Raw genomic sequence first — 24269 nt, 5'->3', positions numbered from 1 at the left:
CGTATGTGCGGACGGTATGCGTCGAGTCGTAGGCCTGAGGATCTCGCAGGAATCTTTGAAGTTGAGAAGTGGGAGCCGGAGGACGGTTTCGAGCCCGACTACAACGTGGCTCCGACGAAGGACGTGTACGCGGTGTTCGACCGTCCTCTTAAGGACGTCGAAGACCCGAAGCCGGTTCGGCAGCTGCGCAGGCTCAAGTGGGGCCTTGTGCCGTCCTGGTCGAAGACCCCCGAGGGCGGCGCCCGGATGATCAACGCCCGCGCGGAGACCGTGCACGAGAAGCCCTCGTACCGGCGGGCCTTCTCGACCCGGCGCTGCATCATCCCCGCGGACGGCTACTACGAGTGGGTGACCGGGACCTCCGAGCGCGACCTCGAGGTCGAAGGCAAGAGGAAACGGCCGCGCAAGCAGCCGTACTTCGTGCTGCCCGCCGACGGTTCCGTGTTCGCGATGGCCGGGATCTACGAGTTCTGGCGGGACAAGACGCTGCCCGACGACCATCCGGGGGCCTGGTGGGCGACCTGCTCCGTCATCACGACCGAGGCGGAGACGTCGCCCTTGGCAGTGGCCCCGGCCGAGGGCCCGTACGTCCTGGCCGACATCCACCCCCGTATGCCCCTGATGCTCACGCCCGACCGCTGGGACTCCTGGCTCGACCCGTCCCGCAGGGACGTGGAGGAGCTGCGCTCCCTGCTCGCGCCGCCCCCGCAGGGGCTGATGCGGGCCTACCCGGTCTCCACGGCGGTCAGCAACGTACGCAACAACGGCCCTGAGCTGCTGAAGGAGCTGGCGGGGCCCGAAGAGGGCACACTCTTCTGATGTGACGGACATGACGGATGTGACACAGAGCGAGCTCGTGGAGACGGACGCGGGTACGGCCCGTGTCACCTGGCACCGGGCGAAGCGGGCACGGCTGGTGCTCGCCGCGAGCCATGGGGCCGGCGGCGGGATCGAGGCGCGGGATCTGCGCGCCCTCGCCGCCGAGCTCCCCGCGCACGGCGTGACCGTGGCGCTCGTCGAGCAGCCCTGGCGGGTGGCGGGCAAGAAGCTGGCGCCCGCGCCGAAGACGCTGGACCTCGGCTGGCGCGGCATCTGGCCGACGCTCGCCGGGCCCGGCCTGCCGGTCGTCGCGGCCGGTCGCAGCGCGGGCGCCCGCGTGGCCTGTCGTACGGCGAAACAGCTGGGCGCCGCCGCCGTCCTCGCGCTCAGCTTCCCCCTCCACCCGCCGGGCAAGCCGGAGAAGTCGCGCGCGGCCGAGCTGCTCGGTGCCGGTGTGCCCACGCTCGTCGTCCAAGGCGGCAACGACCCGTTCGGGAGGCCGGCGGAGTTCCCGGAAGGCTCGTACGAACTTGTGGAGGTCCCGTACGGAGATCACGGTTTCGCCGTGCCCAAGCGGGCGGAGATCGGGCAGGAGCAGGCGGTGAGGATCCTCACCGACGGTGTCGTGAAGTGGCTCGCGTCACTCGCGTGAGCCGGTGTCACGTGGCGGGAATGATGCGCTCCCGGCCTCTGTTGAGAGCGGCAGACGTACTCACACCGAGTACTTACCGTTCGTAGGAGAGGAAGTCCGCCGCATGGGTTCGACCTTCTGCCCGAACCGTCGCAGTGCCACTGACCTGGACTGGTCGGTTCTGCATGCGGCGAAGACCGCCCCCATCCGGGCTGCGGGCGGACCGGATCGGCAGGCCGCCCCGACCGTGGGCCTCCACGCCCCGGCCGCAGAAGTCCACACCCCGACCGTAGGATCCCCCACCCCGACCGCAGGTCGTCTATCCTCCGATTCGAGTGGGACCGGCTTCGGTCCCACGACGTCGCTTGAGGAGGTGGGTCCGGTCACTGGGACCGACGCAGGGACCGAATACGGCCAGGCGGAGCAGCCCGAGGGCCAGGGCAGCAGGGCGGAGTCGACCGCCGAGCGCAACGCGCGCTTCGAGCGGGACGCGATGGAGTTCCTCGACCAGATGTACTCGGCCGCGCTGCGTATGACGCGCAATCCGGCCGATGCCGAGGACCTGGTGCAGGAGACGTACGCGAAGGCGTACGCGTCCTTCCACCAGTTCCGCGAGGGCACCAACCTGAAGGCGTGGCTGTACCGGATCCTCACGAACACCTTCATCAACTCGTACCGCAAGAAGCAGCGCGAACCCCAGCGCAGTGCGGCCGAGGAGATCGAGGACTGGCAGCTCGCGCGCGCCGAGTCGCACATGTCGACCGGTCTGCGCTCCGCCGAGTCGCAGGCGCTCGACCACCTGCCCGACTCGGACGTCAAGGAAGCGCTGCAGGCGATCCCCGAGGAGTTCCGCATCGCCGTCTATCTCGCGGACGTAGAGGGCTTTGCGTACAAGGAGATCGCGGACATCATGGGGACACCCATCGGTACGGTGATGTCCCGGCTGCACCGGGGCCGTCGCCAACTGCGCGGCATGCTCGAGGACTACGCCAAGGACCGTGGCCTCGTCCCCGCTGGCGTCGGAGAGTCGGACGGAACGAAAGGCTCGGGGTCATGAGCTGCGGAGAGCCGCACGAGACGGACTGCAGTGAAGTACTCGATCATCTCTACGAGTTCCTCGATCACGAGATGCCCGACAGCGACTGCACCAAGTTCGAGCAGCACTTCGAGGAGTGCTCGCCGTGTCTGGAGAAGTACGGTCTCGAGCAGGCCGTGAAGAAGCTGGTCAAGCGCTGCTGCGGCCATGACGACGTACCGACCGACCTGCGCTCGAAGGTCATGGGCCGGATCGAGATGATCCGCTCCGGCCACTCCGTGCCCGAGCATGACGTGACGGCCTCGCCCCAGGCGACGCCGCAGGAGTCCTGACCTTCTGACGTGACGGACGTGACGGACGTGACGTTCACCGTGATCCTCGTGGGATCACGGTGAACGTCGAGTAGGTCCGTTCGTACGTCGAGCGGGTCCGTTCGTACGTCGAACGGAATCCGGTCGGGGGCCGCCCTTCAGACGTCCAGGCCGCTCTCGATCCGCTTCAGGCCGTGCCGGGCCAGCGCCAGATTGCTGCGGGATCGGTCGAGTGCCAGGTAGAGGAAGAGCGTTCCCTTGGTGCTGGTGAGCGGCCGGATCAGGTGGTACTGCCTGCCCAGGGTGATCAGGATGTCCTCGATCACGTCGTCCATGGCCAGAGAGGCCAGGGTGCGCATCTTGGCGCGTACGACCTCGGTGTTGCCCGCCGCCGCGAGTTCCAGGTCGAGGGCCGGGCCGCCGCCGAGCGTGCCGAGCGACATGCCGCTTTCGTAGTCGACGAGGGCGACGCCGATCGCGCCTTCCACCGCCATGGCTTCCTTGAGCGCTGTCTCGATGTTCATGCTCTTGCCCCAATTCCTCGGTGCTGCTGACCGGTCGATGCCCGGCCATCTACGATCGAACGCAAGCGACTTGAGAGTCAGAAGCGATCAACTTTTGGCGCGTTTCAGAAGTTGAAGTTGACGATTCAAGGTACTGTGCGGCACAGGGAGAGGGAGGGGAAATGGGGGAAATGCCGACGGCGCTTCAGGCCACCCTGGACGGGCTCCTCGATTCCCCCGGGGTCACCGGCGTCGCTCTCGTCGACGCGGTCACCGGCCTGACCTACGGCGCCGCGGGAGACATCGCCGAGGCGGGGGACGGGCCGGAGGTGTCCGAACTCGCCGCCCTCATCGCCGAACGGCTGGGCGCGGCGGGGGCCGAGGGGCAGTTGGAGAGCGTGGTCACGACCAGCAGGAAGCGCCATCAGGTGCTGTTCTCGGTGGCGCGGCCGGCGGGCGATCCGCTGTTGCTGGCCGCCGGGCTCGACAGGGACCGCGTCAATGTGGCCCTCGCCCTGCGGAATCTGGGCGACCGGGCCCGAGAGGTGCTGGCGTGAAGACGCCCGCGGCACGCAATGTGCCCGCACTCCTGCTGGGGCTCCGCGAAGAGGGATTCAGCGGCACCGTGCGCGTCTCCGGCCCACCCGCAGGATCGATTCACCTGCGGAACGGGCTGGTCTGCGCGATCGAGACACCGGGAGCGCCGACCGTCACAACGGCGCTGCTCGCCTCGGGCCGTATCGAGGACGAGGCCTGGCTGGCCGCGTGCGCCGCGGAGCCCGACGCGGACCGGCTGGGCGGACACCTGGTGGCCGAGGGCCTGATCGGTGCCGCCGAACTCGAGGTCGTCTGCTCCGCGGCCGTGTTCGACGGGGCGTTCGCCATGTCGCTGAGCCCCATGGGCAGTTGGGAGTTGAGCGACCGGGAGCCCACGGTCGTCGCCGAGCCGGGAGTCGAACCGCGGCAGCTGACCGAGGAGACCTCCCGGCGCATGGCGTCGCTGTCCCGCCTCTGGGGGCCGCCGGGTGAACTGGCCCGCGTCCGGCCCGTACCGGTCGCCGGTTCGGGCCCTCGTGGATCCGACGGGCGGCTAGCGCATCGGCACCGCGACGTCCTCGACAACGTCAACGGGCGCCGTACGCCACGCGACATCGCCTTCGCGCTGGGGCGTGGACTGTACGCGGTCATGCTCGACCTGATCCGTCTGGAGGCGCTCCGTCTCGTCCAGTGGCAGGCCGGGGCCACCCCCGACGGCCGGCCGAGCACCGCACCTCGTGTGCCGGGGAGAGACCCGTCCACGGACGCACCGGCACAGAAGGCCGGGCCCTTGCCGAGGCGCAGACCCGGCGGCGCAGTTCCCGCGCAGGACGTCGGACAGAAGGGTGGGTAGTGAGGCCAGACCATGACCGGACGGCGCGAGCCCGTCACCGGACCACGAGCGCCCACTCCCAGCGAGCCCCTACCCCCGGACGAGAAGAAGCCACGCAGGAACAAGAAGAAGCCACGCAGGAACAAGAAGAACCAGCGGCACCACAGGAACGCGAAGAACCAAAGACAACGCGCGAACGCGGAGAGTTGCCCGTACGCCGGCCGCTGCCCCGACGCGGTGCCGCACCGGTTCCCGGGAGCGGTCCGCAGGACGCTCGGAGCACGAACCCGGACGTCGCCGGCGCGAACCGGCCCGTGGTCGCGCCCGCACTCCCGCCCGCTCTCTTGTCGATGCTGTCGGCCGAGGAACTGGTCGCCGACCAGCCCTCCGTCGAAACGCTGCGGCGCGTCCGCCGAGCGCTGCGAGATCTTCCGGATGCCGACTGACTCTGTCGACCCCGGCTGACTCCGCCGACCCGACTGACTCCGCCGACCCATTTGGACCACACCGCCACCCCACATGCCAGGACCCGAGGAGCACGACCCATGACCGAAACCCCACCGCCCGATTCCCTGACCGGCATCCTGACCTCGCTGCGTGAACGGGTGATGGGGGTCTCCGAGAGCGTCCTGTCCACCGCGGACGGCCTCCTCGTCGTCGCGGACGCCGACACCGTCCATCCCGAGTCCGTCGCCGCCCTCGCCGCCGCGACCCTCAGTGTGGGACGTCGCATGGCCGACACCGCCGGCGTCGGCGCCCTCCGCGAGGTGGTGGCCCGCTGCGGTTCGGGTCACGTCATCGTCGTCGCCGTCGGTGACCGTGCCCTGCTCACCGTCAAGGGCGACGACGGCCTCGATCTCGCCGCGTTCCAGCGCGAGTCACCGGCCGCGGTGGAGCAGTTGGCCAAGGTGCTTGCCTCGGATGTGGCGCGCTGACGCGTTCCGCTGGAGAACCGGTTTGAAGCTGCGGGTTCGTCGTGGCTGGTCGCGCAGTTCCCCGCGCCCCTAAAGGGGCGCGCCTGATCGCCTGGTCACTCGTACGCGGCAATCCGCGACGCGTGGACGCGCGGATTGCGGAAAGCACGACGGGGTCGGTTCCGGCCTGCCCGGCGTGACCAGGTCGTCGTCCGGCGGGCGGTCTGACCCCCTCCTCGGCTGGGTAACCCATGGGTAGTGAGCGCCCGTCCGGCCGTACGTGGTTGGATGCGAGGAAGAGGACAACAGGGGGCACAGTCCAGCCCGAGGCTGCACGCTCTTCGACGAACTGGCAGGCGGGAATCGTGAGGATCTTCGGCAAGGGACGGCACCGGCCCTCCGCCTCATGGCGGCAGGCCACCGACCGCGCGTTCACGCTGATCGGCGACGGCCGGTACGAGGACGCGGGGGCGCTGCTGACGCGCGCGGCGGACCTGGAGCCCTGGCTGTCCGAGTCCTGGTTCAACCTCGCCCTGCTGCACAAGTTCCGGCACGACTGGGAGCAGGCGCGAGCCGCGGGCCTCAGGGCCGTGGCGCTGCTCGACCGGGAGACCGGGGCGCCTGATTGGTGGAACGTGGGCATCGCGGCCACCGCCCTGCAGGACTGGCCCCTCGCCCGCCGGGCCTGGCAGGCGTACGGGCTGAAGGTGCCCGGCGGCGCCACCGCCTCCGGAGAGCCGGTGGGGATGGAGCTGGGCAGCGCGGCCGTACGGCTGTCGCCCGAGGGCGAGGCCGAGGTCGTATGGGGCCGCAGGCTCGATCCGGCCCGGATCGAGGTGCTGTCCATTCCGCTGCCGTCCTCCGGGCGGCGCTGGGGCGAGGTCGTGCTGCACGACGGCGTACCGCACGGCGAGCGGACCACGGCCGCCGGGCACGCGTATCCCGTCTTCGACGAGATCGAGCTGTGGGCGCCCTCACCGGTCCCCACCTGGGTCGTACTCCTGGAAGCGGAGACCGAGGACGACCGGGACGCCCTGGAGCGGCTGGCGGCCGACGCGGGGTTCGCCGCCGAGGACTGGTCGTCCTCCGTGCGCCTGCTGTGCCGTATGTGCTCGGAGTCCCGGATGCCCTCCGACGAGGGCGACGGCGAGCACCTCGACCCGCACGACCACAGCGAGCCCGGGCATCCAGGACCGCTCGGCCACCGCACCGACGGGCAGCTGTGGGTGCCCGAGCGGGAGTGTGGCCTCGCGGCCCCCGCATCGCTGGTGCGCGGCCTGCTCGACGGGTGGGTTGCGGACAGCCCGGACACCCGTGACTGGCGGGATCTGGAAGAAGTCTGTTAGGGGTTGCGAGGACGGTTGTCGGCTGCGGGCTCGTCGTGGCTGGTCGCTCCCCCACTCTCGGCTGCGCTCGAGCGGGGGGACCCCCATCGCGGCGGAGCCGCATATCGACGCAGCCCCGCGCCCCTAAGGGCTGCGCCCCATATGGGGCGCGGACGGCCGCTCAGCGACCGCCGTAGGCTGTACCCGCAACTTTTTCTTGAGGATCCCAGGAAGGCATACGTCGGTCATGGCGCAGCAGGACACCGATCAGCAGCACGCGGGCGTGCTCCCCGTGGACGACGACGGCTTTGTCATCGACACGGAGGACTGCGAGGAGCGCGAGGCGGCGTACCGCGAGCGCGGCACCTCGCGGCCCATCACCGTCGTCGGGAACCCCGTGCTGCACAAGGAGTGCAAGGACGTCACGGAGTTCGGCGACGAGCTGGCCGGGCTGGTCGACGACATGTTCGCCAGCCAGCACACCGCCGAGGGCGTGGGCCTGGCCGCCAACCAGATCGGCGTCGACCTCAAGGTCTTCGTGTACGACTGCGGTGACGACGAGGGCAAGCGGCACGTCGGCGTGATCTGCAACCCCAAGCTGGTCGACCTGCCCGCCGACAAGCGCCGCCTGGACGACAGCAGCGAGGGCTGCCTCTCCGTGCCGACCGCGTACGCACCGCTCGCCCGCCCCGACTACGCCGAGGTCACCGGGCAGGACGAGAAGGGCAACCCGATCAAGGTCCGCGGCACGGGCTACTTCGCGCGCTGCCTCCAGCACGAGACGGACCACCTCTACGGCTACCTCTACATCGACCGGCTCTCCAAGCGCGAGCGCAAAGAGGCCCTGCGGCAGATGGCCGAGAACGAACCGCGTTATCCGGTCGTGGCCAACGACTGACCTCTGCTGGTACCCCGCTGATCCCTGCTGACTGCCTGCTGAACGGCTGGGACAGAAAACGACAGTTGGGGCGCGCGGGCCTCACACGAACGGCGCCTGGTCGGGAATGCCTCCCGACCAGGCGCCGTTCGTGTGTCCGTCGTACATTCGATCCCTTCTGTTCGAAACAGGCCCAAAATGAGTCACGCAAGGGGGTGTTCTCGGCATCATGGGGTAGTGCGGGGAGCAAATGTGTTCCCTAAACAGTCAGTTGTGGTGCTTCATGGAAGTGCGGGGATACGCAACGGCGCACGCCCGGCACTACGGAAGGGGCGTGTTGTCAACAGGCGGCTGAGAGGGGTTTGTTCGTGCCTGCTTTCCCAAGCACCACAACAACGCACACCCAGGTCGCGGTTCCACCGGCGCTCTCTCTCCCGGTGATCGAGGCCGAGTTTCCCCGTCAACTCCATCCGTATTGGCCCAGGCTTCAGGAGAACACCCGGGCCTGGCTGCTGGAAAAGCACCTCATGTCGGCCGACAAGGTCGCGGCATATGCCGATGGGCTGTGCTACACGGACTTGATGGCCGGCTACTACATCGGTGCGCCGGACGACGTCCTCCAGGCGATTGCGGACTACAGCGCGTGGTTCTTCGTCTGGGACGACCGCCACGACCGTGACGTGATCCACCGAAGGCCGACGGCCTGGCGGCGCCTCAAACACCAACTGCACCGAGCCCTCGACTCCCCCCGTGACCATGTGCACCACCCGGATCCCGTGGTCGAGGGGTTCGCGGACAGCATGGTGCGGCTGTACTCGTATCTGAGCAGGAGGTGGAACGCCCGCTTCGCACGGCACTTCCACGCGGTCATCGAGGCGTACGACCGGGAATTCCACAACCGTACGTCGGGCATCGTCCCCACGGTCGAGGACTATCTCGAACTGCGGCGGCTGACTTTCGCGCACTGGATCTGGCTCGACCTCCTCGAGCCGAGCGCGGAGTACGAACTCCCCACCGCCGTTCTGAAGAATCCCGCATACCGGCGGGCGGCAATTCTGTGCCAGGATTTCGCCGCCTGGTACAACGATCTCTGCTCGCTCCCGAAGGAAATCGCGGGCGACGAGGTCCACAATCTCGGAATCAGCCTCATTCATCACGAGGGAATGACGCTGAAAGACGCCGTCATAGAAGTAAGGCGCCGGGTCGAGGGAACCATCACCGAATTCCTCGTCGTGGAACAGGAGGTATTGCGGTACGCCGACCGGCTCGACAACGGAACCGCGCGGGGCGCCGCATTAGCGGCCGCCGTACGGGCGTGTCTCTTCAATATGCGGAACTGGTTCAGTTCCGTGTACTGGTTCCACCACGAGTCCGGCCGGTACATGGTCGACAGCTGGGACGACCGCGCCACACCCCCGTACGTCAACAACGAAGCGGCAGGTGAGAAATGACCGTCGAGTCTGTGAAACCCGCGCCCACTGAGGCGCGAGAGCCGCTGGAGCCGCCACTCGCCGGGGGCGGACTCCCCGTTCTCGGCCACAGCTGGAAGATGGTGCGCGACCCGCTGGGTTTCCTCACCCGGCTGCGCGACCACGGCGACGTCGTCCGGCTCAGGCTGGGCCCGAAGGCGCTGTACGCCGTCACCACCCCGGAGCTCACCGGAGCCCTGGCGCTCAACTCCGACTTCGTGATCGGAGGGCCGCTGTGGGACACCCTGGATGTCCTCCTCGGCAAGGGGGTCGCGACCACCGACGGCGCCGTGCACCGGCGCCAGCGGCAGACGATCCAGCCGTCGTTCCGCAAGGACGTGATCCCCCGGTACGAGCAGGTGATGGCCGAGGAGGCCCGTGCTCTCGCCGAACGCCTGCGGCCGGGTGACAAGGTCAACATGACGGCGGAGGCGTTTCACGTCACCGCCCGCGTGATGGCCCGCTGCATGCTGCGGATCGCGGAGACCGACCAACTCGCCGAGCGGGTGCACGCCGCGCTTGCCACGATCTTCGAGGGCATGTTCCGGCGGATGTTCCTCTCCTTCGGCCCGTTCTACCGGCTGCCGATTCCGTCCCACCGCGAATTCGACCGTGCGCTGGCCGAAATGCACCGGCTCGCCGACGAAGTAGTCGCCGAGCGCCGGGCCGCCGTGGACAGGCCCGACTGTTTGCTGACGGCTCTGCTCGACGCGAAGGACGAGAATGGCGAACCGATAAGTGATCAGGAGGTGCACGACCAAGCCGTCCAGGTTCTCGTGGCGGGCACGGAAACGACCGGGGCCACGCTGGCATGGATCATGGACTTGCTCGCCGAGCACCCGGAACACGCGGAGCGAGTGAGCGAAGAAGTCAAATCCGTGGTGGGTGACCGGATGGTGACGTTCGGCGATATCCGGAAGCTGACCCACACGAACAACGTCATCACCGAGGCGATTCGTCTGCGGCCCGCGGTCTGGATTCTGATGCGCAGGACACAGACCGAAACCGAACTCGGCGGGTATCGCATTCCGGCCGGTGCGGACGTCGTCTACAGTCCGCTGGCCATCCAGCGCGACCCGAGGTCGTACGGGCGCCATCTCGAGTTCGACCCCGACCGCTGGCATCCGGAGCGCGCCAAGGACGTCCCGAAGTACGCGATGGCTCCGTTCAGCGCCGGCAACCACAAGTGCCCGGGCGACCACTTCGCGATGGCCCAACTGGCCATCGTCGTCGCGACGTTGATCTCGAAGTGGCGCTTCGAGCACGTGTCCGAGGCCGATCGCTCGACCCGGATCGGTATCACGCTGCGGCCGAGGCGGCTGCTGATGCGGGCCGTACCGCGCTGACCCGCGGGCGCACGTTCAGGCGACCTCGGGCTCCTTGTCCTGCGGGCCCCTGAACGTGCGCCGGTACGCCTGCGGAGTCGTCCCCAGCGACCGTACGAACTGATGGCGCAGCGCGGCCGCGTTCCCGAACCCCGTGCGGCCCGCGATCGCGTCCATCGTCTCGTCCGTCGCCTCCAGCAACTCCTGGGCCAGCAGCACCCGTTGGCGCAGGATCCAGCGGTACGGCGTGGTACCGGTCTCCTGCTGGAAGCGGCGCGCGAAGGTACGCGGAGACATGTGCGCACGGGCGGCGAGCTGCTCGACGGTCATCTCCTCGTCGAGGTGGAGCTCCATCCATGCCAGGACCTCGCCGACCGTGTCGCACCGGGACAGGGGCAGCGGGCGCTCGACGTACTGGGCCTGGCCGCCGTCGCGGTGCGGCGGCACGACCATCCGGCGGGCGATCTTGTTGGCCACCTCCGGGCCCTGCTCCTTGCGGACGATGTGCAGACAGGCGTCGATGCCGGAGGCGGTGCCGGCCGAGGTGATGACCGGGTCCTCGTCCACGTACAGCACGTCGGGTTCGACGATCGCCCGCGGGTAGCGCCGGGCCAGCTCGTCCGCCTGCCGCCAGTGCACCGCGCAGCGCCGTCCGTCGAGCAGGCCCGCCGCGCCGAGCACGAAGACGCCGGAGCAGACGCTGAGCACGCGCGCGCCGCGGTCGGCGGCCCGGCGCAGGGCGTCGAGCAGCTCGGGCGGGTAGTCGCGCTGGACGTAGTCGCTCCCGGCCGGTACGGCGATCAGGTCGGCCTCTTCGAGCCGGTCGAGGCCGTACGGCGTGGAGACCGTGAACCCGGCGACATGGGTGCTGAGCGTCGGGCCCTCGGCCGAGACGACCGCGAAGTCGTACCCGGGCAGACCCTCGTCGCTGCGGTCGAGGCCGAACACCTCGCAGACGACGCCGAGTTCGAAGGGATGCACGCCGTCGAGCAGGACGATGGCGACGTTGCTCAGCATGACCCACCTCGCATGGATGCGCAGGTCAAAGGGGACTTCGGCCGGGGGTCCTGCGGTTGTCCCCCGGGATGCCACAGCAGCATGTTGCCAGTATGCCTCGGACGTGGCAGGAATTCGAGGGTGTGCGGCAGTCCTGCCACTGACGGTAAGGAGCAATCGGCGCGACAGTGGTGTCTATGACTACGACACAGACAGAAGGCCTGATCGGAATGCTCGCCGTGCTCGGGATCCTCGTCCTGCTCGTCCTCCCCGCAGTGATCGGCATCGTGCGCGACAGGCGCGTCGACCGTCAGCTCAGGGAGGCCGAGCAGGGAGACCGGAAGGATCAGAAGTCCTCGTCGAAGCCGACCGAACCCTCCACCGCCACCTGGTACGCCGAAGGCCGGCGCTCGAAGAAGTTGGTCAGCTCCTGAACGCCCTGCAGCTCCATGAAGGAGAAGGGGTTCTCGGAGCCGTAGACCGGTGCCAGGCCGAGGCGTACGAGTCGCTGGTCGGCGACGCACTCCAGGTACTGGCGCATCGAGTCGGTGTTCATACCGGGGAGGCCATCACCGCACAGGTCGCGAGCGAACTGCAACTCGGACGCGACGGCTTCGCGGATCATGTCGGTAATCTGCCGGTCCAGCTCGTCGTCGAAGAGATCCGGCTCTTCCTTGCGGACGGTGTCGACTACGGCGAACGCCGCGTTCATGTGGCAAGTTTCGTCCCGGAACACCCAGTTGGTGCCGGTCGCCAGGCCGTGCAGCAGGCCGCGGCTGCGGAACCAGTAGACGTACGCGAAGGCGCCGTAGAAGAACAGACCCTCGATGCACGCGGCGAAGCAGATGAGATTGAGGAGGAATCGGCGGCGGTCGGCTTTGCTCTCCAGCCGGTCGATCTTCTCCACCGAGTCCATCCACTTGAAGCAGAACTCCGCCTTCGCGCGGATGGACGGGATGTTCTCCACCGCGTCGAATGCGGCGGCGCGGTCCTCCGGGTCGGGGAGGTAGGTGTCGAGCAGCGTCAAGTAGAACTGGACGTGCACGGCCTCCTCGAAGAGCTGACGGCTCAGGTAGAGCCTCGCCTCGGGGGAGTTGATGTGCCTGTACAACGTCAGCACCAGATTGTTGGCGACGATCGAGTCGCCCGTCGCGAAGAACGCGACCAGCCGGCCGATCAGATGCTGCTCGCCGGGTGACAGTTTCGCGAGATCTGTCACATCCGAGTGGAGGTCCACCTCCTCCACGGTCCAGGTGTTCTTGATCGCGTCCCGGTAGCGCTCGTAGAAGTCGGGGTAGCGCATGGGGCGGAGAGTCAGCTCGAAGCCCGGGTCGAGCAGGTTCTTGTCACTCATGATTACTGGCAGGCCTCGCAGGACTCGGGGTTTTCCAGGGAGCAGGCGACGGCGTCGGGGCCGGCCGTCTGCTGTGCGGGGGCAGTGGCCTGTGCCGCGCGGGCGATGCGGGTCGCCGGGCGTGAGCGCAGGTAGTACGTCGTCTTCAGGCCCGACTTCCAGGCGTACGCGTACATCGAGGAGAGCTTGCCGATGGTCGGCGTCTCCATGAAGAGGTTCACGGACTGGGACTGGTCCAGGAACGGGGTGCGGGCGGCGGCCATGTCGATGAGGCCGCGCTGCGGGATCTCCCACGCCGTGCGGTACAGGTCGCGGACGTCCTGGGGTACCCAGGTGAAGCCCTGCACGGAGCCGCCCGACTCACGCAGCGCCTCACGGGTCTTCGAGTCCCACACGCCGAGCCTCTTCAGTTCGGCCACCAGGTACGAGTTGACCTGGAGGAACTCGCCGGACAGGGTCTCGCGCTTGAAGAGGTTCGAGACCTGCGGCTCGATGCACTCGTAGACACCGGCGATGGAGGCGATCGTGGCGGTGGGCGCGATGGCGAGCAGCAGGGAGTTGCGCATGCCTGTCGTGGCGATCCGCTCCCGCAGCGCCGCCCAGCGCTCCGGCCAGGTGAGCTCCACGTCGAAGTGGTCGGGGTGCAGGACGCCCTGTGCCGTACGGGTCTTCTCCCAGGCCGGAAGGGGGCCGTTGCGCTCGGCGAGGTCGGCGGACGCCTCGTACGCGGCGAGCATGATGCGCTCGGCGATCTTCGTGGAGAGCTGCTTGGCCTCCGGCGAGTCGAAGGGCAGGCGCAGCTTGAAGAAGACGTCCTGCAGGCCCATCGCGCCCAGCCCGACGGGGCGCCACCGCGCGTTCGATCGGCCCGCCTGCTCGGTCGGGTAGAAGTTGATGTCGACGACGCGGTCGAGGAAGGTGACGGCGGTACGGACGGTGGCGTCGAGCCGCTCCCAGTCGAGATCACCGGTCGCCATGTCGACAAAGGAACTCAGATTCACGGACCCCAGGTTGCAGACCGCTGTCTCCCCGTCGTCCGTCACCTCCAGGATCTCCGTGCAGAGGTTGGAGGAGTGGACCGTGTGGCCGGGCAGGGCCGTCTGGTTGGCGGTGCGGTTGGCGGTGTCCTTGAAGGTCATCCAGCCGTTGCCGGTCTGTGCGAGGGTGCGCATCATGCGGCCGTACAGATCGCGGGCCGGGATGGTCTTCTTCGCGAGCCCCTGCGCCTCCGCCTCGCGGTATGCCGCGTCGAACTCCTCGCCCCACAGGTCGACGAGCTCGGGCACGTCCGACGGCGAGAACAGCGACCACACGCGGTCCTCGTCGACGCGGCGCATGAACTCGTCCGGGATCCAGTGCGCGAGGTTCAGGTTGTGCGTGCGCCGGGCGTCCTCGCCGGTGTTGTCGCGCAGCTCCAGGAACTCCTCGATGTCGGAGTGCCAGGTCTCCAGGTAGACGGCGGCCGCGCCCTTGCGCCGGCCGCCCTGGTTCACGGCGGCGACCGAGGCGTCGAGGGTCTTCAGGAACGGGACGATGCCGTTGGAGTGCCCGTTGGTCCCACGGATCAGCGCACCGCGGGAACGGATCCGGGAGTACGCGATGCCGATGCCGCCCGCGTGCTTCGAGAGCCGGGCCACCTGGTGGTAGCGGTCGTAGATGGAGTCCAGCTCGTCCTTCGGAGAGTCGAGGAGGTAGCAGGACGACATCTGCGGGTGCCGCGTACCGGAGTTGAAGAGGGTGGGGGAGGAGGGCAGGTAGTCGAGGCGGCTCATCAGACGGTAAAGCGCGGCGACTTCGTCCACGGAACGGGCGCCCGTCTTTGAATTGAACACAGTGTCCTCGGCCAGCCCCGAGGCCACGCGCAGCATGAAGTGCTGGGGTGTCTCGATGACCTTGCGGGTGATCGGATGCCGGAGGAGGTAGCGGCTGTGGAGGGTGCGCAGCCCGAAGTAGCCGAAGCGGTCGTCGGCCTGGGTGTCGATGAGGGAGTCGAGCCGTTCGGCGTGGCTGCGTACGAACTCGGCGGTCCGGTCGGCGATGAGCCCTTCCCGGTGCCCCACGGCGACGGACCCGGTGAAGGACGTGACGCCCTGCGAGGCGGCCTCGGCGCGGATGCCGATGGTCAGCAGGCGGGCGGCCAGCCGCGAGTAGGCGGGGTCCTCGGAGATGAGGCCGGCCGACGCCTCCGTGGCCAGCTCCCGCAACTCCGTCTCGTCGGCGTGCGCGGACCGGCCGCGCAATGCGGCGGCGGCGACCCGGCCGGGGTCGGCGTGGGGCAGGTCGGCAGTCAGCTCGGTCAGGGTCCGCAGCAACGCGGCTCCGGGCCCGTCGCCTCCGGCCTGGGGCACTGTCCCTGTCCCTGGCGCTTTCCCTGTCCCTGGCGCTGTCGCTGAGACCGGATCGGCTGGCGCGATGGTCACGTGGGGCTCTCCCTCGCTCGGCAAGGGGCCTGCGGGGAGAGGGGGTTCGGGGCACACGGGTGTACGCGCTCTGCGCAGCGGTACGCCGCGTCCACCGGCCCACTCCGCGAGGCCCGGACGGCATGGTCGCCCGGGCCGGACGGCCTGGGCGCGCTGTCGGCAGGTCCTCGGACTGACGCTCGCGCACGGTCCGCCCTGGGGACGGACATGTACAAGTACACCGTTGCGGGACAGTTCCGGATTCGCACCGGATTCCCCTGCGGCGACAGCGAGCATGAGCATACATCTTGTGCCGGGCTGCGAAAGTACCCCCCACATGTTGTGTCGTATGTCGGCTTCGGAGGGTGTCAGAGCGTCAACTCGTAGGTGAGCAGGTAGATGTCGTCGAGGTCGGGGATGGGGTTCCAGTCGCGGTCGGGGGTGCGGGTGAAGCCGAGACGCTCATAGATGCGGTGGGCGCTGTGCATGGTCGTCTGGGTGGACAGGACGATGCGTACGCAGCCGGGGGTGGCCCGTGCACGGTCAATGCAGGCGCGTGCGAGGGTCTCGCCCACGCCCCGGCCGCGGGCCTCCCGCGCGACGGCGAGCATCCGTATCTCGGCCTCACCGGGCCCAGCGATTTCGCTCATCGGTCCGCCGGACGGTACGAAGGCCACGCCGCCCAGCACGCGGTCGTGCTCGACCGCGACCAGTACCTCCGCCGCGGCGGCCCGCTTGGCGACGTCCCGCAGCTCGTCCAGGTACGAGTCGCTCTCCCCGAAGTCGAGCAGCCCGTCTCCGAGATAGGCCTGCGCGGTGATCTCGCCGAGGCTCTCGTACTCTTCGGGGGCTGCGCGCCTGATCACGAAGTCCATGTGAAGAAGTGTGCATCAGGGGTACGACAACGGCTTCCGGCCTTTCCCAGAGGGGAGCTGCCGGCCTTCCCCGGAGGGGGACCGGTGGTTCAGCCCACGGCCGGCCACAGCGGCAGGGTCGCGACGAAGTCCTTGGTGAAGTTGCGGGGGCCCGGCCCGAGGGCGACGCGTCCGGTGCTGCGGGCGCGGGCGGTCAGGGAGGGCGACTCGGTGTAGTAGGCCCGCTCGGCGGCCGAGGGGACGAACACGGTCTTGCCGCGGGTGAGTTCACTCGCGCACTCGACGATGACGGCTCCCTCCGCGGCGGTGATGAACGACTCGTCCGCGCACACGCCCACGGCGAGCGGGTCGTGCAACGGGCAGGCGTCGCCCCCGCCGTGGCGGCGGTAGGCGTCCATGTAGACCCGCAGCAGCCGGACGGCGAGCGCCGTGCCCGCGCCCGCCGCTTCCAGGGCGGCGAGGTCGGCGGAGCCGAAGAGCCAGCGGTGCGAGGCGTCCAGGTCCACCATCGTGAACGGGATGCCGGAGGACACGACCACCTCGGCGGCGTCCGGGTCGGTCCAGATGTTGAACTCGGCGACCGGGGTCACGTTCCCGGGCACCTGTGCGGCGCCGCCCATGAAGACGAGCCTCTTGACGCGGTGGGCGAAGGCCGGGTCCTCCAGGAGCGCGATCGCCACGTTCGTGAGCGGGCCCGTGGCGCAAACGGTCAGCTCACCCTCGTAGTCACGGGAGAGCCGCAGCAGCGCCTGCGCGGAGGACTCGGCGGGGTGCGCGGCGGCCGAGTCGGGCAGGGCCTCGTGGCCGAGGCCCGCGGGGCCGTGGAAGTCGGACGCGGCCTTGTAGGGGAGGCGGCTCAGGGGGCGGCCCGCGCCGTGGTGGACCGGGACGTCCGTGTCGATGCGCACTGCCCTGGCCAGGGCACGGGCGTTGCGGTATGTCACGTCGGCGGGGAGGTTGCCGCCCACGGAGGTGTAGGCCTTCAGATCCCACAGGCCGGTGCCGAGGAGGTACTGCAGGGCCAGGGCGTCGTCGATGCCGGGGTCGCTGTCGAGGACGATCGGGTGGGCGGTCACAGCAGCCAGGGTAGCTGCGGGCGGTGGTGCCGCCAGGGGGAGTTCGCCCCCGCCGCCCTTACCCGTCCCGTCCCTGGGGGCTGCGCCCCCGGACCCCCGCTATCGGCCTGGCGGCCTCGTCCTCAAACGCCGGACGGGCTGAATTCAGCCCGTCCGGCGTTTGAGGAGGGGGCGCAGCCCCCTGGTGGGGTCTGGGGCGGAGCCCCAGGAGAGTGGATGGGAACGGGTAGGGGCGGCGGGGGCGAAAACCCCTCCCCGCGCCACCCCGGAGGGTCAGTCGTCCGAGTCGCTGTCGTCGGAGCCCTGGTCGGCCTTGTCCGCGGTGACCGTGGCCGTCTTCAGGCCGACGTTCCACTCGCGCTCCGTGCTGCCCTTCGCGGCACGCGTCTCCGCGTCCCAAGCCTTGGAAGGGCCGTCCTCGTCGAGGTCGACGGACGTGACCGTGCCCTTCGCGGCGGCGGCCTTCGCGGCCTCCTCGGCGGAGACGGACGTGCCCTTCAGGGCCGCGCGCACCTGGGCGGTGTCGTCCTCGTGCTCGACGTGCGAGCCGAGGACCTTGCCGGTGGCCGGGTCGATCTGGATGCTGTGCCAGGCGCTGTCCTTGGCGAGGACGTCGACGTCCCAGAACACCGCGCCGCCGTCGTCCTCGTCGTCCAGGTCGGCGGAGACCGCGGTACCGGGAGTGTGGCGGAGGGCGGAGCCGATGGCCTCGGCCGCCGTGATCTTGGAGGACGTGACCTGGGTGCCGTCGTCGTCGGCTCCGTCGGCTCCCTCGACCCCGGTCCGGCTGTCGTCGCGGGCGGCGTCATCGTCGCGGCCGTCATCGTCACGGCTGTCGTCGGCCGGCCGCACGCTCGACGGCTTCGTCGACGCCGCCCCGTCGTCGCTCGTGACCGCGAGTGCCGTCGCCGTACCGCCTCCGACGAGGGCCGCGGCGGCGACGGTGGCGATGACGATGTTGCGCTTCATGAGTGTTCCTCCCGAGTTGTTCTGCTACGCCGTGTTTCGACGTGAACCAATCTGCCGGAGGCACGCTGAAGCGGACCTGAAGGACCCTGAAGAGCGCTTCAGGTTCGCTTTGGGAAGCTGGGGGACATGCGCCTGTTGATCGTGGAGGACGAGAAGCGGCTGGCCCTGTCGCTCGCCAGGGGACTGATGGCCGAGGGCTACGCCGTGGACGTCGTCCACGACGGCCGGGAGGGCCTGCACCAGGCCGGCGAGGGCTCGTACGACCTGGTCATTCTCGACATCATGCTGCCCGGCATGAACGGCTACCGCGTGTGCGCCGCCCTGCGCGCCGCCGGGCACGACGTGCCGATCCTGATGCTCACCGCCAAGGACGGCGAGTACGACGAGGCCGAGGGCCTCGACACGGGCGCCGACGACTACCTCACCAAGCCGTTCTCGTACGTCGTCCTGGTGGCCCGGGTGAAGGCGCTGCTGCGGCGGCGCGGGCCCGCCGGCGCGTCCCCCGTGCACGTGCTCGGCGAGTTCAAGGTCGACACCGCCGCCCGGCGGGTCTTCCGCGACGAGGACGAGATCAGCCTCACCGCCAAGGAGTTCGCGGTCCTGGAACAGCTCGTGGTGCGGGCCGGCGAGGTGGTCTCCAAGTCCGAGATCCTGGACCACGTCTGGGACTTCGCGTACGAGGGCGACCCCAACATCGTCGAGGTGTACATCAGCACCCTGCGCCGCAAGCTCGGCGCCTCACTGATCAGGACCGTACGAGGCGCCGGTTACCGCCTGGAGGCGAGATGAGGCGCGTCCTGGGATCCGTACGCGCCAGGGCCACGCTCGCGGCGACCCTCGTGGTCGCCATCGCGCTGGTCGCGGCGGGGACGGCCGTACTGCTGTCCCTGCGGTCCAACCTCACCGACCAGACGGACGCGCAGGCGGACAGCGCGGCCCGGCGGGTCGCCTCGCAGCTCGCCGCCGACATCCCGTACGCGAAGGTGGAGATGCCGGACGCGGACGACGAGCGCCCGGTACAGATCGTCGAGGAGGGCGGCCGGCTGGTCGCGGTCAGCGAGGACCTGGAGAAGGTCACCGGTACGGGAGTCGAGGCCGTACGGCCCCAAGGTGGTTCCGGCGCGGGCGGGAAGGAGGAAGACGGGGACGACGACCGGGACGAGAACGACCACGATCCCGAGGTCGGCGAGATCTCCGACGGCGTCGTGCAGGGGTCGGGCACCGCCACCGTGGACGGAGAGAGCCAGGAGTACCGGTTCGTCGCCGTCGAGGCGACCACACCCAAGGACGTCACGTACACCGTGTACGCGGGAGCACCGAGCTCCGCCGAAGAGAGCGCTGTCAGCACGGCGTTGACGACCATGCTGATCGGGCTGCCGGTACTGCTGCTGACCGTGAGCGGAGTGACCTGGCTCGTCACCCGGCGGGCCCTGCGCCCCGTCGAGGGCATCCGCGGTGAGATGGCCGCCATCACAGCCTCCGAGGACCTCGCACGGCGCGTCCCCGTGCCGGACACGCACGACGAGATCGCACGCCTGGCCCGTACGACCAATGAGACGCTCGCCGCGCTCGAGGCCTCCGTGGAGCGGCAGCGGCGGTTCGTCGCCGACGCCTCGCACGAGCTGCGCAGCCCCATCGCCTCGCTGCGCACCCAGCTCGAAGTGGGCGTCGCGCACCCGGAGTTGCTCGATGTCGAGGGAGCCGTGGAGGACACCGTACGGCTTCAGCGGCTTGCCGCCGACCTGTTGCTGCTCGCCCGGCTGGATGCGGGGGAGCGGCCCACGGACGCGCGGTTCGACCTGGCGGCGTTCGTGCGCGAGGAGGTGTCCCAGCGGAACGGTGACCGGCCGGCCGTGAGCGTCGACGCCGAGCCTGTCGAAGTGGCCGGGTCACGGAGTCAGTTGGCCCGGGTTCTGGGCAATCTGCTGGACAACGCGCAGCGGCACACGCGGTCCTCGGTCACGGTCACCGTGCGGCGCGAAGGACAGCAGGCCGTTCTCGCGGTCGACGACGACGGCGACGGCGTGCCCGCCGCCGAACGTGAGCGGGTCTTCGAGCGCTTCGTACGGCTCGACGAGGCCCGCGCCCGTGACGACGGCGGAGCCGGTCTGGGGCTGGCCATCGCCCGCGATGTCGCCGTACGGCACGGTGGATCACTCACCGTCCACGAGGCGCCGGCGGGCGGAGCCCGGTTCGAACTCCGCCTGCCCCTCGGCTAAGCCGACTTGCCGAGGTCCGATGCGGCCCCGCGCCCCTGAAGGAGGCCGCAGGCCTCCTAGGGGCGCGGGGCTGTGTCAATTTGCGGCTCCGCCGCGATGGGGGTCCCCCCGCTCGAGCGAAGCCGAGAGTGGGGGAGCGACCAGCCACAACGGACCCGCAGCTTCGAACCGCACCCCCAGCGAGCGCTCAGCGCCCCCGCTGTCCCCTCAGATGCCCCGCGATCGGCATCAGGGACTTGTGGAGCGCTTCCAGTGCCTCCGGCGGGATGAGGTCGATGAAGTGCCGCCGCACAGACGCCACATGATGAGGCGCGACCTTTTTCATCGTGTCCATGCCGTGATCCGTGAGCACGGCATACAGCCCACGGCGGTCCGACTCGCAGTTCTCCCGCCGCACCAGATCCGCGTTCTCCATGCGGGTGATCTGATGCGAGAGGCGGCTCTTGGACTGGAGGGTGGCGGACGCGAGATCGCTCATCCGCATCCGTAGACCCTCCGATTCCGAGAGGTTCACGAGGATCTCGTAGTCGTTCATTGTCAGGCCGAACGGCTGGAGGTCCCTTTCGAGCTGGTACGTCAACAACCTGTTGACCTCCAGGTGGGTGCGCCATGCGCACTGCTCCGCATCGGTCAGCCAGGGCGTGGCCGTCTCGGTCTCCATGAATGGATTCTACCTAAGATGTTGAAAGGCGAACTAGTGAGGGTTTTGTTGTGACGGTGCGCACGCGTTCGATGTCACACTCCGCAGACTACCGCTCACAGCCCGAAGCGACGCTGGAGGTCCCCCAGCTGTCCGGGAAGACGCGGTGATCCGGGCTGCTGTCCCTGGCCGCCGGGTGACCCGCCGCCACCGGGTACGCCGGGCTGGTGCGGAGTCACTCCCGTGGCCTGCTCGGCCATCAGCATCTCGGTGGACTGGAGCAGCACCGTGCCGGCGCCCACGAACTCGAACTGGTGCTCCTCCCCGGAGGCCCCGCCGACGCCCGTAAGTGCACGTAGACCGCCCATCAGGCCCGTCATGTAGCCGTGGTCGTAGTGGTGGCACGGCGAGGGGCAGTCGGCCCAGCCGACCAGGGCCTGCGGGTCGACCCGGATCGGGGGCTCCATGAACACCACCGGACCGTTCGACGCGGCCACGAACTTGCCCGTTCCGATGAGCGTCAGGAAACCCGGCACGATCGATTGCTTCAACGCGAGACTTGGCTGAAAAGCGAGGAGGTTGCCCGAGCGAATGGTCAGGTTGCCCTCGTCCAGATCGTACGAATTCACGTCGAAGGCCCGGTCGGCGAGGAGCATCTTGCCCGAACCGGAGGCCACCACCCAGTCGCTCGCGTGCAACGGCGAATGAAATGACGTCCGGACAAGACGGTCCAGTCGCCCGTGCCCGATGCCGTTGAACTCCATCGAGCCGTAGTAGGCGATCATCTTGCCCTTCTGCAGGAACCACTCGCTCCCCTTGAGCTCCACGCAGAAGGTGTAGTTGTTGACGTTGTCGTCCGACGGGAGCGTCATCGGGTCGTGGGTCACGGGGCCCGTACCCGGGTAGGCGGTCACAGCTTCTCCTCCGAGGCCTGGACGAACACCGCGCCGTTGCCGCTCAGCTCCAGCTGGAACGCCTCGCCCGAGCCGCGGCCCACCATGTCGCGCCAGCCGAGCGCGGTGGACAGCTTGTTGCGTACGTCGCCGTGGTGCGCCACGTACGCCTGGGGGTCGACGTGGACGGGGCGCTGCGGAGTGATCGGCACCTCGATGATCCCGCCGTGCGCCATGACGGCCACCGCGCCCTGCCCCTTCAGGGTCGTCGTGAACAGTCCCTGCCCGGTGACCTGGCCGCGCACCATGCCCATGACCCCGCCCTGCGAGCCCATGAACATCGTGCCCTGCTCCAGCGTCCCGTCGAAGGCCAGCAGCCGGTCCGCCTCCACGAACAAGGTGTCGCCTGTGAGGTTGATCACCTCGATGTGGTGGCCGCCGTGCCCGAACAGGACCGTGCCGGAGCCCTCCACGGTCATCAGGGGTGTCGCCTCGTTCGCGACCCGGCGGCCGATCATCGACATGACCCCGCCCTGGCCGCCCTGCATGTTCGGGGTGAAGGAGACCTCGCCCTTGTAGGCGAGCATCGCGCCGCGCTGACTGAACAGCCGCTGCCCCGGCGTGACCGTGGCCTCGATCATCTTCGAGTTGACCTCGCGAAAGGGCATCAGACCTCCCCTCCGATCGTGTTGCGCTCACTGGGCTGCACGTAGACGAGCCCGTCGCCCTCGAAGCGGATCTGGAAGGCCTCGCCGCCGCCCTCGCCCATGAACGTGCGGAACGTCACACCGGACTGGAAGGACTGCCGCAGGTTGCCCTGGTGCGCGACGTACGCCCCCGGATCGACCGTCAGCGGATACTGCGCACTGACCCGCAGCACCACCGCCGGCCCGTCGGACATGATCGCGGCCTGGCCGTGGCCCTCGATCGTCGTCGTGAACAGGCCGTTGCCCTGCGAGGCGCCGCGCATCCCCGTGAAGCTCGTGCCCGTGCGCAGCCCTGAGTCCGTCGCGAGCAGATTGCTCGACTCGACGAAGAGCTTGTCGCCCTGGAGGCCGACGAGGTTGATCTCGCTGGCCCGGTCCGCGAACCAGCAGGTCCCGTGCCCCTTCACCTCCATCAGCGTCATCTGCTCGCCGGTGAGGCGCCGGGTCACCATCCCCCGTATCCCCTCCCCGCCGCCGCTCAGCTTCTTGAAGTCCATCTGTCCGTCGTACGCCACCATCGAGCCGTTCTTCGCCTTCACGGCGTCGCCGGTCATGTCGACGGCCAGCACCTTGCTGCCTTGGAGTCGGAACATCGCCACGGTGCGAAGGTATCCGTCGGGCGCGGCCCGGGACAGATCCTCCGGGATGATCCGACCCTGATCGCACCCCTAATCGCACCCCTGGGGGATCCGGTAATCGCACCCCTGGGGGGATCCGGGACCGAAAACCTGAGCGCGGTCCGAGACCCCGCGCCGGGCCCGGCTGACGTCGGATGCCACAATGGGAGCGCTTGTGCGTACGTTCACAAAGCGTCGACTCCTGAACCGCCTCTGCCCCCGAAGGTGACTCGTGGACATCAAGACCGCCTCCGCCCTCCGCCGCCTCCGCCTGGTCTCCGCGCCCGAGGCCATCTCGTTTCTGCTGCTGCTCGTCTGCTCGGTGCTGAAGCGGACCACGGACTTCAATGCGGTGCCCGTGATGGGTGCGGTCCACGGTGTCCTCTTCATCCTGTACGTGCTCTTCTGGGCCGATGCCTGGAACCGTACGAAGTGGTCCCTGAAGACCGCGGCTCTGTACTTCATCCTGTCTGTGCTCCCGACCGGCGGCTTCTTCGCCGAGCGCAAGCTCAAGCGCGAGGCCGAGAGCGCGGTCATCGCGTCGCGCGCCCGCAAGGAAGGGATCGTCAACGCATGATCGTCGCCTTCTCCGTGACGCCGCTGGGTGTTGGTGAGGACGTGGGCGAGTACGTGGCCGACGCCGTTCGGGTCGTACGCGAGTCGGGGCTGCCGAACCGTACCGATGCCATGTTCACGTCCGTCGAGGGTGAGTGGGACGAGGTGATGGACGTGGTGCGCCGTGCGGTGGCCGTGGTCGAGGCGCGGGCGCCGCGGGTTTCTCTGGTTCTCAAGGCGGACATTCGGCCGGGGGTTACGGATGGCTTGACGTCGAAGGTGGAGACGGTGGAGCGGCGGCTCTCCGAGGGTTGAGCGGTTGGGGTCGTTTGTTGGGTGCGGGTGGGTTGGTGGCTGGTCGCGCAGTTCCCCGCGCCCCTTGGGTGGGTG

The 24269-nt window shown here is 69.0% G+C and carries 27 protein-coding genes, 1 pseudogene and 1 riboswitch; of the genes and pseudogenes, 17 read left to right on the top strand and 11 right to left on the bottom strand.

What is annotated here, in order from left to right; genetic code table 11:
- The first annotated feature begins 3 nt into the window (after positions 1-3).
- The 4 genes from G5C60_RS25005 (at position 4) to rsrA (ending at position 2818) form a co-directional block, all read left to right on the top strand.
- A complete protein-coding gene (locus G5C60_RS25005) occupies positions 4-819 on the top strand; it encodes an SOS response-associated peptidase (RefSeq protein WP_165263053.1) in 816 nt (271 codons plus the stop codon).
- A gap of 10 nt (positions 820-829) precedes the next feature.
- Positions 830-1471, top strand: coding sequence for an alpha/beta hydrolase family protein (locus tag G5C60_RS25000; RefSeq protein WP_165263051.1), 642 nt, complete (start codon positions 830-832; stop codon positions 1469-1471).
- A 352-nt stretch (positions 1472-1823) separates the two neighbouring features.
- A complete protein-coding gene (gene sigR / locus G5C60_RS24995; RefSeq protein WP_338145918.1) occupies positions 1824-2507 on the top strand; it encodes an RNA polymerase sigma factor SigR in 684 nt (227 codons plus the stop codon).
- Positions 2504-2818 carry a mycothiol system anti-sigma-R factor gene (gene rsrA / locus G5C60_RS24990; RefSeq protein WP_165263047.1) on the top strand — a complete coding sequence of 105 codons (315 nt, stop codon included), beginning with the start codon at positions 2504-2506 and terminating at the stop codon, positions 2816-2818. Before sigR ends, rsrA begins: the two co-directional genes overlap by 4 nt.
- Before the next feature lie 137 nt (positions 2819-2955).
- On the opposite strand, the gene G5C60_RS24985 is transcribed toward rsrA, so the two are convergent.
- On the bottom strand, positions 2956-3321 hold the full coding sequence (locus tag G5C60_RS24985) for a hypothetical protein (protein WP_165263045.1): 366 nt from the start codon (positions 3319-3321) through the stop codon (positions 2956-2958).
- Positions 3322-3482: 161 nt separating this feature from the next.
- On the opposite strand from G5C60_RS24985, the gene G5C60_RS24980 reads away from it, so the two are divergent.
- The 7 genes from G5C60_RS24980 to G5C60_RS24950 all read left to right on the top strand — a co-directional run bounded on the left by G5C60_RS24980 (position 3483) and on the right by G5C60_RS24950 (position 10600).
- On the top strand, positions 3483-3857 hold the full coding sequence (locus tag G5C60_RS24980; protein WP_241267045.1) for a hypothetical protein: 375 nt from the start codon (positions 3483-3485) through the stop codon (positions 3855-3857).
- Complete coding sequence (locus G5C60_RS24975) at positions 3854-4690, top strand: hypothetical protein (protein ID WP_165263043.1); 837 nt, start codon at positions 3854-3856, stop codon at positions 4688-4690. The genes G5C60_RS24980 and G5C60_RS24975 overlap by 4 nt, the downstream gene beginning before the upstream one ends.
- A gap of 524 nt (positions 4691-5214) precedes the next feature.
- Complete coding sequence (locus G5C60_RS24970; protein ID WP_165263041.1) at positions 5215-5604, top strand: roadblock/LC7 domain-containing protein; 390 nt, start codon at positions 5215-5217, stop codon at positions 5602-5604.
- Between the two features lie 344 nt (positions 5605-5948).
- Positions 5949-6929, top strand: coding sequence for a tetratricopeptide repeat protein (locus tag G5C60_RS24965; protein ID WP_165263039.1), 981 nt, complete (start codon positions 5949-5951; stop codon positions 6927-6929).
- Between the two features lie 226 nt (positions 6930-7155).
- Complete coding sequence (gene def, locus G5C60_RS24960; RefSeq protein WP_165263037.1) at positions 7156-7806, top strand: peptide deformylase; 651 nt, start codon at positions 7156-7158, stop codon at positions 7804-7806.
- A 347-nt stretch (positions 7807-8153) separates the two neighbouring features.
- Positions 8154-9236 (top strand): epi-isozizaene synthase, encoded by a 1083-nt coding sequence (cyc1, locus tag G5C60_RS24955; protein ID WP_338145917.1) that lies wholly within the window; start codon positions 8154-8156, stop codon positions 9234-9236.
- Positions 9233-10600 (top strand): bifunctional albaflavenone monooxygenase/terpene synthase, encoded by a 1368-nt coding sequence (locus G5C60_RS24950; protein ID WP_165263035.1) that lies wholly within the window; start codon positions 9233-9235, stop codon positions 10598-10600. The genes cyc1 and G5C60_RS24950 overlap by 4 nt, the downstream gene beginning before the upstream one ends.
- 15 nt (positions 10601-10615) lie before the next feature.
- Here G5C60_RS24950 and G5C60_RS24945 read toward each other — a convergent pair whose 3' ends face one another.
- Positions 10616-11596 (bottom strand): GlxA family transcriptional regulator, encoded by a 981-nt coding sequence (locus G5C60_RS24945; RefSeq protein ID WP_165263033.1) that lies wholly within the window; start codon positions 11594-11596, stop codon positions 10616-10618.
- 176 nt (positions 11597-11772) lie between these two features.
- On the opposite strand from G5C60_RS24945, the gene G5C60_RS52270 reads away from it, so the two are divergent.
- The gene (locus G5C60_RS52270; RefSeq protein ID WP_241267044.1) at positions 11773-12009 is read left to right on the top strand and encodes a hypothetical protein; all 237 of its coding nucleotides are present in this window, start codon (positions 11773-11775) and stop codon (positions 12007-12009) included.
- Here the strand turns inward: G5C60_RS52270 and G5C60_RS24935 are convergent.
- The 4 genes from G5C60_RS24935 to G5C60_RS24920 form a co-directional block, all read right to left on the bottom strand.
- A complete protein-coding gene (locus tag G5C60_RS24935; protein ID WP_206439968.1) occupies positions 11922-12929 on the bottom strand; it encodes a ribonucleotide-diphosphate reductase subunit beta in 1008 nt (335 codons plus the stop codon). The two genes, G5C60_RS52270 and G5C60_RS24935, sit on opposite strands and share 88 nt — an antisense overlap.
- 2 nt (positions 12930-12931) lie before the next feature.
- On the bottom strand, positions 12932-15349 hold the full coding sequence (locus G5C60_RS24930) for a ribonucleoside-diphosphate reductase subunit alpha (RefSeq protein WP_165263029.1): 2418 nt from the start codon (positions 15347-15349) through the stop codon (positions 12932-12934).
- Between the two features lie 141 nt (positions 15350-15490).
- Positions 15491-15631, bottom strand: a riboswitch (cobalamin riboswitch).
- Between the two features lie 65 nt (positions 15632-15696).
- Positions 15697-16203, bottom strand: coding sequence for a GNAT family N-acetyltransferase (locus G5C60_RS24925; RefSeq protein WP_165263027.1), 507 nt, complete (start codon positions 16201-16203; stop codon positions 15697-15699).
- A gap of 89 nt (positions 16204-16292) precedes the next feature.
- Entirely contained in the window at positions 16293-17279 is a 987-nt protein-coding gene (locus G5C60_RS24920; protein ID WP_165263025.1) for a nucleoside hydrolase, read from the bottom strand.
- On the opposite strand from G5C60_RS24920, the pseudogene G5C60_RS54240 reads away from it, so the two are divergent.
- Positions 17251-17453: pseudogene (locus G5C60_RS54240) on the top strand (cobyrinate a,c-diamide synthase); the annotation flags it as partial. The gene G5C60_RS24920 and the pseudogene G5C60_RS54240 sit on opposite strands and share 29 nt — an antisense overlap.
- Positions 17454-17552: 99 nt before the next feature.
- Here the strand turns inward: G5C60_RS54240 and G5C60_RS24915 are convergent.
- Positions 17553-18248, bottom strand: a complete 696-nt coding sequence (locus tag G5C60_RS24915) for a PepSY domain-containing protein (protein WP_165263023.1) — start codon at positions 18246-18248, stop codon at positions 17553-17555.
- 126 nt (positions 18249-18374) lie between these two features.
- Here G5C60_RS24915 and G5C60_RS24910 point away from each other — a divergent pair, with 126 nt between their 5' ends.
- Together G5C60_RS24910 and G5C60_RS24905 are read left to right on the top strand one after the other, a co-directional pair.
- Complete coding sequence (locus G5C60_RS24910; RefSeq protein ID WP_165263021.1) at positions 18375-19037, top strand: response regulator transcription factor; 663 nt, start codon at positions 18375-18377, stop codon at positions 19035-19037.
- Positions 19034-20467, top strand: coding sequence for a sensor histidine kinase (locus G5C60_RS24905; protein ID WP_165263019.1), 1434 nt, complete (start codon positions 19034-19036; stop codon positions 20465-20467). The genes G5C60_RS24910 and G5C60_RS24905 overlap by 4 nt, the downstream gene beginning before the upstream one ends.
- A gap of 187 nt (positions 20468-20654) precedes the next feature.
- On the opposite strand, the gene G5C60_RS24900 is transcribed toward G5C60_RS24905, so the two are convergent.
- The 4 genes from G5C60_RS24900 to G5C60_RS24885 all read right to left on the bottom strand — a co-directional run bounded on the left by G5C60_RS24900 (position 20655) and on the right by G5C60_RS24885 (position 23300).
- On the bottom strand, positions 20655-21128 hold the full coding sequence (locus G5C60_RS24900; RefSeq protein WP_165263017.1) for a MarR family winged helix-turn-helix transcriptional regulator: 474 nt from the start codon (positions 21126-21128) through the stop codon (positions 20655-20657).
- A 95-nt stretch (positions 21129-21223) separates the two neighbouring features.
- Positions 21224-21979 (bottom strand): AIM24 family protein, encoded by a 756-nt coding sequence (locus G5C60_RS24895; RefSeq protein ID WP_165263089.1) that lies wholly within the window; start codon positions 21977-21979, stop codon positions 21224-21226.
- A gap of 38 nt (positions 21980-22017) precedes the next feature.
- Positions 22018-22668 carry an AIM24 family protein gene (locus G5C60_RS24890; RefSeq protein ID WP_165263015.1) on the bottom strand — a complete coding sequence of 217 codons (651 nt, stop codon included), beginning with the start codon at positions 22666-22668 and terminating at the stop codon, positions 22018-22020.
- Positions 22668-23300 (bottom strand): AIM24 family protein, encoded by a 633-nt coding sequence (locus G5C60_RS24885; RefSeq protein ID WP_165263087.1) that lies wholly within the window; start codon positions 23298-23300, stop codon positions 22668-22670. The genes G5C60_RS24890 and G5C60_RS24885 overlap by 1 nt, the downstream gene beginning before the upstream one ends.
- Positions 23301-23556: 256 nt before the next feature.
- Between G5C60_RS24885 and G5C60_RS24880 the strand changes: the two genes are divergently transcribed.
- Positions 23557-23901, top strand: coding sequence for a DUF3817 domain-containing protein (locus G5C60_RS24880; RefSeq protein ID WP_165263013.1), 345 nt, complete (start codon positions 23557-23559; stop codon positions 23899-23901).
- Complete coding sequence (locus G5C60_RS24875) at positions 23898-24194, top strand: MTH1187 family thiamine-binding protein (RefSeq protein WP_165263011.1); 297 nt, start codon at positions 23898-23900, stop codon at positions 24192-24194. Before G5C60_RS24880 ends, G5C60_RS24875 begins: the two co-directional genes overlap by 4 nt.
- Positions 24195-24269: the final 75 nt, after the last annotated feature.

The sequence above is a fragment of the Streptomyces scabichelini genome (assembly GCF_011045015.1).
GTDB classification, from domain to species: domain Bacteria; phylum Actinomycetota; class Actinomycetes; order Streptomycetales; family Streptomycetaceae; genus Streptomyces; species Streptomyces scabichelini.
This window is presented reverse-complemented; position numbering and strand designations above follow the sequence as displayed.

What these genes read in the sequence shown, in the direction of transcription:
- G5C60_RS25005 (WP_165263053.1), top strand. Translation starts at nt 4, where the DNA reads ATGTGCGGACGGTATGCGTCGAGTCGTAGGCCTGAGGATCTCGCAGGA.
- G5C60_RS25000 (WP_165263051.1), top strand. Translation starts at nt 830, where the DNA reads ATGACGGATGTGACACAGAGCGAGCTCGTGGAGACGGACGCGGGTACG.
- rsrA (WP_165263047.1), top strand. Translation starts at nt 2,504, where the DNA reads ATGAGCTGCGGAGAGCCGCACGAGACGGACTGCAGTGAAGTACTCGAT.
- G5C60_RS24985 (WP_165263045.1), bottom strand. Translation starts at nt 3,321, where the DNA reads ATGAACATCGAGACAGCGCTCAAGGAAGCCATGGCGGTGGAAGGCGCG.
- G5C60_RS24980 (WP_241267045.1), top strand. Translation starts at nt 3,483, where the DNA reads ATGGGGGAAATGCCGACGGCGCTTCAGGCCACCCTGGACGGGCTCCTC.
- G5C60_RS24970 (WP_165263041.1), top strand. Translation starts at nt 5,215, where the DNA reads ATGACCGAAACCCCACCGCCCGATTCCCTGACCGGCATCCTGACCTCG.
- def (WP_165263037.1), top strand. Translation starts at nt 7,156, where the DNA reads ATGGCGCAGCAGGACACCGATCAGCAGCACGCGGGCGTGCTCCCCGTG.
- G5C60_RS24950 (WP_165263035.1), top strand. Translation starts at nt 9,233, where the DNA reads ATGACCGTCGAGTCTGTGAAACCCGCGCCCACTGAGGCGCGAGAGCCG.
- G5C60_RS24945 (WP_165263033.1), bottom strand. Translation starts at nt 11,596, where the DNA reads ATGCTGAGCAACGTCGCCATCGTCCTGCTCGACGGCGTGCATCCCTTC.
- G5C60_RS52270 (WP_241267044.1), top strand. Translation starts at nt 11,773, where the DNA reads ATGACTACGACACAGACAGAAGGCCTGATCGGAATGCTCGCCGTGCTC.
- G5C60_RS24935 (WP_206439968.1), bottom strand. Translation starts at nt 12,929, where the DNA reads ATGAGTGACAAGAACCTGCTCGACCCGGGCTTCGAGCTGACTCTCCGC.
- G5C60_RS24925 (WP_165263027.1), bottom strand. Translation starts at nt 16,203, where the DNA reads ATGGACTTCGTGATCAGGCGCGCAGCCCCCGAAGAGTACGAGAGCCTC.
- G5C60_RS24915 (WP_165263023.1), bottom strand. Translation starts at nt 18,248, where the DNA reads ATGAAGCGCAACATCGTCATCGCCACCGTCGCCGCCGCGGCCCTCGTC.
- G5C60_RS24910 (WP_165263021.1), top strand. Translation starts at nt 18,375, where the DNA reads ATGCGCCTGTTGATCGTGGAGGACGAGAAGCGGCTGGCCCTGTCGCTC.
- G5C60_RS24905 (WP_165263019.1), top strand. Translation starts at nt 19,034, where the DNA reads ATGAGGCGCGTCCTGGGATCCGTACGCGCCAGGGCCACGCTCGCGGCG.
- G5C60_RS24900 (WP_165263017.1), bottom strand. Translation starts at nt 21,128, where the DNA reads ATGGAGACCGAGACGGCCACGCCCTGGCTGACCGATGCGGAGCAGTGC.
- G5C60_RS24895 (WP_165263089.1), bottom strand. Translation starts at nt 21,979, where the DNA reads ATGACGCTCCCGTCGGACGACAACGTCAACAACTACACCTTCTGCGTG.
- G5C60_RS24890 (WP_165263015.1), bottom strand. Translation starts at nt 22,668, where the DNA reads ATGCCCTTTCGCGAGGTCAACTCGAAGATGATCGAGGCCACGGTCACG.
- G5C60_RS24885 (WP_165263087.1), bottom strand. Translation starts at nt 23,300, where the DNA reads ATGTTCCGACTCCAAGGCAGCAAGGTGCTGGCCGTCGACATGACCGGC.
- G5C60_RS24875 (WP_165263011.1), top strand. Translation starts at nt 23,898, where the DNA reads ATGATCGTCGCCTTCTCCGTGACGCCGCTGGGTGTTGGTGAGGACGTG.